At 56.4% G+C, this 6,296-nt stretch carries 7 protein-coding genes (1 of these 7 running past the window's edge); 3 read left to right on the top strand and 4 right to left on the bottom strand.

Translation table 11 applies throughout. From position 1 onward, the window contains the following. Positions 1–62: 62 nt before the first annotated feature. Complete coding sequence (locus FFH21_RS03385) at positions 63–968, bottom strand: DUF805 domain-containing protein (RefSeq protein ID WP_004660764.1); 906 nt, start codon at positions 966–968, stop codon at positions 63–65. A 108-nt stretch (positions 969–1,076) separates the two neighbouring features. Continuing rightward, positions 1,077–1,505 (bottom strand): protoporphyrinogen oxidase HemJ, encoded by a 429-nt coding sequence (gene hemJ / locus FFH21_RS03390; protein ID WP_011167628.1) that lies wholly within the window; start codon positions 1,503–1,505, stop codon positions 1,077–1,079. A 133-nt stretch (positions 1,506–1,638) separates the two neighbouring features. On the opposite strand from hemJ, the gene argC reads away from it, so the two are divergent. After that, positions 1,639–2,673: an N-acetyl-gamma-glutamyl-phosphate reductase gene (argC, locus tag FFH21_RS03395; RefSeq protein WP_004663836.1), complete on the top strand. Its 1,035-nt coding sequence runs from the start codon at positions 1,639–1,641 to the stop codon at positions 2,671–2,673. Between the two features lie 99 nt (positions 2,674–2,772). Further along, positions 2,773–3,123 (top strand): iron-sulfur cluster insertion protein ErpA, encoded by a 351-nt coding sequence (gene erpA, locus FFH21_RS03400; protein ID WP_002551953.1) that lies wholly within the window; start codon positions 2,773–2,775, stop codon positions 3,121–3,123. 62 nt (positions 3,124–3,185) lie between these two features. Here the strand turns inward: erpA and FFH21_RS03405 are convergent, their stop codons facing one another. Continuing rightward, the gene (locus tag FFH21_RS03405; RefSeq protein WP_004663838.1) at positions 3,186–4,280 is read right to left on the bottom strand and encodes an anhydro-N-acetylmuramic acid kinase; all 1,095 of its coding nucleotides are present in this window, start codon (positions 4,278–4,280) and stop codon (positions 3,186–3,188) included. Between the two features lie 3 nt (positions 4,281–4,283). Next, positions 4,284–5,702, bottom strand: coding sequence for a peptidoglycan DD-metalloendopeptidase family protein (locus FFH21_RS03410; RefSeq protein ID WP_011167629.1), 1,419 nt, complete (start codon positions 5,700–5,702; stop codon positions 4,284–4,286). A 201-nt stretch (positions 5,703–5,903) separates the two neighbouring features. Here FFH21_RS03410 and tyrS point away from each other — a divergent pair, with 201 nt between their 5' ends. Beyond that, positions 5,904–6,296, top strand: partial view of a tyrosine--tRNA ligase gene (gene tyrS, locus FFH21_RS03420; protein ID WP_011167630.1) — the 5' end (the start) only. It continues 819 nt past the right edge of the window; 393 of the gene's 1,212 nt are visible here — the first part of the coding sequence; the start codon lies at positions 5,904–5,906; the stop codon falls past the right edge of the window.

Consider the following 6,296-nt stretch of genomic DNA (forward strand, 5'->3'; position numbering starts at 1 on the left):
TTCTCCATTGAGCATATTGCGCCCGGCAGTCTGCCGAACCGTGAGCAGTCTATTACGTGTCACTATGTTTCTTTGAGCTCTTTGTTGACATCCACCGGCACGATCAAGGCACTGTCCTGGTCTTGTTCATCGTCGTACGGGAGGGATTGCTCGTACTCGTCGGTCTGCAATTCCAGCTCGTCGCGCAGCATTCCTGCGCCTCCGGCAGTGAGGCCGATCAGAATAATCGGTAGCAGCAACAACCACAGAACGGCCAGCGTCTTTACGCCTTTCGAGTTCGGCGGTGGCGGTGGGCCGAACTGATTGGGGCCTTTTGCACCCGGCAGCAGGACCATGAGGAACGGGAAGACGCTGCCTATGAAGGGCACCATCGTCAGCAGTAAAAGCCAGCCCGACCAGCCCAGGTCGTGCAGCCGTTGTATACCGATCTGTGCACCGATGACTGCAAACACCACGAGCACCACTGCGCTCAGCAGCCCGCCAGCGACCAGTGACTCGTTCATCGTCAGCAGACACACGGCAACCAGCGCCAGTGCCGCTGCGCTCAATACCAGGCTCCAGGCCAGATAACGCAAACGCCCAATGCGCCCGTTTATGCTCAGGACTTTTAGAGTCGAATGCTCTGGCTGATCACCGCCAACCTGTGCTTTGGGCGGCGCATAGGGCGATATTTCCAGAAGCGCGGGTTTTTGTGCCAGAGCGCTGGCTGTTTCATTGAGGCCCAGGCTGATGTCGCTGTCAGGTTCGATGCGTGCTTCGACGCCTGCGTCATTAAGTGCCTTCAGGTAGCGCTCAGCATCCGTATGGGTCAGCCCGCGCTTGAGCGCAACGGGCTGGCCGTTGAACAACTTTTGCACTGCGCGAGCTTCACTTTTGAACAACCCCGCAAGGTTGGCCTTTGCGGTATCAAGCTCGACGCCTTCACGCACCTGTCCTTCAAATACAATCTTGAAGAGGGAATCGGCCATACAGGGCTTCCTTGTCTTGTGGTTGGGGACAGTACCGGGCGCTTGCGTTACACATTGCGTAAAGCCGAGCGCCCTGGTGTGTTACTGGAGAGGCCGAATGCTTTCCGGTCAGAAGGGTTTGACGATGACCAGAATGACGATAGCGATCAGGATCAGCACAGGAATCTCGTTGAACCAGCGATAGAACACATGGCTGCGGCCATTTTCTCCACGGGCAAAGCGTTTGACCTGTGCGCCACAGACATGGTGATAGCCGGTCAGCAGGAACACCAGTGCCAGCTTCGCGTGCATCCAGCCCTGACTGAAATAGCCGCTGACGTCAAAGCTGATCAGCCAGCCGCCGAAGACCAGCGTTGCGATCATCGCCGGGGTCATGATGCCTCGGTAGAGCTTGCGTTCCATCACCATGAAGCGCTCGCGGCTGACCGTGTCCTCACTCATCGAGTGATAGACGAACAGTCTTGGTAGATAGAACAGGGCTGCAAACCAGCAGACCATTGAAATGACATGCAGCGCTTTGACCCATAGATAGAGCATTTTTGATTATTCCCAGGTTCACGGTGGCCGAATAGTAGTGTCTTGTGCGTCCGTACGTCACGTTGTCGGTTGTCGCAGAGGCGATAGGCTCCTATTATCGACCGCTTTCCAGTTGTTTCGTTGAGGGCAGGTTATGGTCAAGGTCGGTATTGTCGGCGGCACGGGTTACACCGGGGTCGAGCTGCTGCGTCTGTTGGCACAGCATCCGCAGGCAGAAGTAGTGGTCATTACCTCGCGCTCGGAGGCCGGCATGCCAGTCGCCGAGATGTACCCGAACCTGCGCGGGCACTACGACGGCCTGGCTTTCAGCGTACCTGACGTGAAAACCCTGGGTGCCTGTGACGTGGTGTTCTTCGCCACGCCCCACGGTGTTGCTCATGCACTGGCCGGTGAACTGCTTGCGGCAGGCACCAAGGTGATCGACCTGTCTGCCGACTTCCGTCTGCAGGACCCGGTCGAGTGGGCCAAATGGTATGGCCAGCCGCACGGTGCTCCGCAGCTGCTGCAGGATGCGGTTTACGGATTGCCGGAAGTCAATCGCGAACAGATCAAGAATGCTCGGCTCATCGCCGTGCCGGGTTGCTATCCGACAGCTACACAATTGGGTTTCCTGCCGTTGCTTGAGGCGGGCATTGCCGACAACACTCGCCTTATTGCCGACTGCAAATCTGGCGTGAGCGGTGCCGGACGTGGCCTGAGCATTGGTTCTCTGTATTCGGAAGCCAATGAAAGCTTCAAGGCCTACGCCGTGAAGGGCCATCGTCACCTGCCTGAAATCACTCAGGGCCTGCGTCGCGCTGCGGGCGGTGATATCGGCCTGACATTTGTTCCGCATCTGGTGCCGATGATTCGTGGCATTCATTCCACCCTCTATGCGACAGTCGCTGATCGTTCGGTGGACCTGCAAGCGCTGTTCGAGAAGCGCTACGCCGACGAGCCTTTTGTGGATGTAATGCCCGCTGGCAGCCATCCCGAGACCCGCAGTGTGCGCGGAGCCAACGTTTGCCGCATCGCGGTACACCGTCCGCAGGGCGGCGATCTGGTTGTCGTGCTGTCGGTTATCGACAATCTGGTCAAAGGCGCGTCAGGTCAGGCGGTTCAGAATATGAACATCCTGTTTGGTCTTGATGAGCGCGCCGGTTTGTCTCACGCGGGCATGATGCCGTAAGCACTGCCGCCGTCCAGCAAATAGTTGACCGATTTTCTAGGAGAAGCGGATAATGCCGTCATTACGCATTACGACGGCTAACGCCGGGAGATATCTGACATGAGTGTCGAATCCTTCACGCCTACCGCTTTGGAGTTCACTCCGAATGCAGCGCACAAGGTGAAAACCCTGGTCGACGAAGAGGGCAATGATCGTCTCAAACTGCGTGTATTCGTTACAGGTGGTGGTTGTTCAGGTTTTCAGTATGGCTTTACGTTTGATGAAGACGTGGCCGACGATGACACTATCGTCGAGCGCGAGGGCGTAAGTCTGGTTGTCGATCCGATGAGCTTCCAGTACCTGGCTGGCGCAGAGGTCGATTATCAGGAAGGACTTGAGGGTTCGCGATTCGTGATCAAAAACCCTAATGCTTCCACGACCTGTGGTTGTGGCTCGTCGTTCTCGATCTGATTGAAGCTTGTTGTAAACAAAAACGCCGCTCATTGAGCGGCGTTTTGCGTTCAGGCACGAGGTCAGGCGGGGTAGATCGCGCCCAGAACACGTCTGCCTTTAGCGCCGGTTACCGTTGGGCGGTTGGCCGGTACGCCTTCGAGGCAGCAATGAGCCAGCCAGGCAAATGCCATGGCCTCAACCCAGTCAGGGTCCACGCCGAACTTCTCGGTACTGCTGACCTCTGTGTCAGGCAATAGCTCTGCAAGGCGTTTCATCAGCGCCTTGTTATGTGCGCCGCCGCCACAGACCAGAAGCTCCTTGGTGATCGCTTGTGCCGATTGCAGGGACTCTGTGATGGTCAATGCAGTCAGTTCCAGCAGCGTGGCTTGCACGTCTTCAGGTGTCAACGTTGGCAGCTGGAACAGATGATGGTGCACCCAACCCAGGTTGAACACTTCCCGACCGGTGCTTTTTGGGCCTTTGGTCAGGAAAAACTGATCGCTGAGCAGTTTCTGGAGAAGCGCTTGATCAACCTCGCCGCTCGCCGCCCATTCCCCGTCCTTGTCGTAGCTTTCATGGCGCTGGGATTGTATCCAGGCATCCAGCAGCACGTTACCTGGACCGCAATCGAAGCCTTCGACCGGGCGATCGGATTCGATCAGGCTCAGATTGCTGAAGCCGCCGATGTTCAATACAGCGCGGTGGTCTTTGTTATCGTCGAACAGTGCTTCGTGGAAGGCGGGTACGAGCGGCGCACCCTGTCCGCCTGCGGCGATGTCGCGACGACGAAAATCGCTTACCACGGTGATTTCTGTCAGCTCTGCCAGCAGCGCCGGGTTGCCGATCTGAATGCTGTAGCCGCGCGCAGGTTCATGACGAATAGTCTGGCCGTGGCTGCCAATGGCGCGAATCTGAGCAGGCACCATGTTTTGATCTTCCAGCAAGGTCTGCACGCCCTGTGCGACCAGCCTGCACCACTTCTGCTCGGCGATTGCTGCGCGTGCAAGCTCATCGACGCCACTGGAGCAAAGCCCCAGCAGTTCGGCATGCAGATCTTCCGGCATCGGGATGTAGTGAGTAGCCAGAAGCCTTGAGCGGTCATCCTGCTTCAAAAGGGCGATATCAATCCCATCGAGACTGCTGCCGGACATCACACCTATATAGAAGAAGTCCATGGATTACCTTTTATTCGAGGCCAGCGTAGTGGCCTTTTCCTGATCCATGCGCGCCATCAACGGCTGGCTTTGTTGCATGAACCGCTGTTTTTCGGATTTGGCGATCGGATCCGCCATCGGAAGCTTCTGGCCCAGCGGGTCTACGTGAACGCCATTGACCTGAAATTCATAGTGCAAGTGCGGGCCGGTAGACAAGCCGGTAGTTCCAATATAGCCGATTACCTGGCCCTGTTTAACGGTTCCGCCGGTTTGTATGCCTTTGGCAAAGCCTTGCATATGACCGTACAGCGTGCGGTAGGTATCGCCGTGCTGGATGATAACGGTATTGCCGTAACCGCCGCGACGGCCAGCGAGCAGAACCTTGCCGTCGCCGGTTGCCTTGATCGGCGTACCGCGTGGCGCCGCATAGTCGACGCCCTTATGCGCACGGATCTTGTTGAGGATAGGGTGTTTGCGACCCATCGAAAACATGGAGCTGATGCGGGCAAAGTCTACCGGGGTGCGGATCAATGCCTTGCGCATGCTGTTGCCGTCGGCAGTGTAGTAATTGGTATTGCCTTGCTTGTTGGTGTAACGAACGGCGGTGTAGGTCTTGCCGCGGTTTGTAAAGCGAGCGGACAGGATATTGCCTGTGCCGACGCTTTTGCCGTTGACCACTTTCTGCTCATACACCACGTCAAACTCGTCACCCTTGCGGATGTCCTGCGCGAAGTCGATGTCGTAGCCGAAGATGTTGGCCATGTCCATTGTCATGCTATGAGTCAGGCCAGCGCGCTGCGCGGATTGCGAAAGTGAGCTGTTGATCACTCCATGCACATACGCATTGCGCACATTGGGCTTGCTGATCTCGCGATTGAAAACGAAGCCGGAAGCCGATTTCGACAGGCTGATGGTCTCGAGCTCGCTGAGTTTGGTATGCAGTTGCTTGAGCTGACCGTCCGGCGATAGTTCGAACTGCAGGGTTTGCCCGTTCTGCAGCTTGGTGAACTGTTTGGCCTGCTTGTCGCTGGCCAGTACCTCATGAACGGTAGCGGCTGGCAGCCCGACTTTTTCGAACAGAGTCGAAAGCGTGTCGCCCTTGCTGACGATCACTTCCCGATGGTTAGGGTCTTTGGCTGGTGCCGGCTTTTCTGCGTCAGACTGTGCTGTGGCGGTGTCTTGAGCCTCGTCATCTGCATTGTCGATCTGGGCAAATGGCGATTCAGTGGTTTCAGGTGTGGCTTGAGCAGCGTCTGGAGCGTCTTGGTCTTGTACGTCCTGATCCGGCATCTCCAGATTAAGGGAAAGGTTCGTTCGTTTGGCTTCAACTTCGCTGGAAGGGAAAACCAGGAGAGCCAGGCTCAACAATGCGGCAATGCCGCTTGCAGCGAGCAGGTGACTCTTCGGATAAAGCGGGGGCGCTTTAGGCGGTGTGTCTTTCATAGGTAATTTGACTTTGAAAAAGGTGAAATGGAAAAGATGAATGACATGATGAAGATGAAATAACTGTATAAAATATAACCAAAACCTGCTCGAAGCAACCCTTCCCGCGTATCAGTCACTGATTCGCAGGCGAACGCTGGGCAAAACTTGTAATTGGGCTCTGATCTTGTAAGGTTGGTTCCCTTTGAATTGGGGGCTGAAATGAAGTCGGTTGAAGAGCAGCTGGCGCTGATCAAGCGCGGTGCAGATGAACTCCTGGTCGAGGCCGAACTGGTCGAGAAGCTGAAGCGTGGCCAGCCACTGCGTATCAAGGCTGGTTTCGACCCGACAGCGCCCGATCTGCACCTTGGGCACACGGTGCTTATTAATAAGCTGCGCCAGTTTCAGGACCTGGGGCATCAGATCATCTTCCTGATCGGTGATTTCACCGGCATGATCGGCGACCCGAGCGGCAAAAGCGCCACGCGTCCGCCGCTCACTCGTGAGCAGGTTCTCGACTACGCCGAAACCTACAAGTCTCAGGTTTTCAAGATTCTCGATCCGGCCAAAACCGAGGTGGCGTTCAACTCCACCTGGATGGACAAGCTGAGCCCG

It is taken from the genome of Pseudomonas sp. KBS0707, assembly GCF_005937945.2.
Lineage (GTDB): Bacteria > Pseudomonadota > Gammaproteobacteria > Pseudomonadales > Pseudomonadaceae > Aquipseudomonas > Aquipseudomonas amygdali.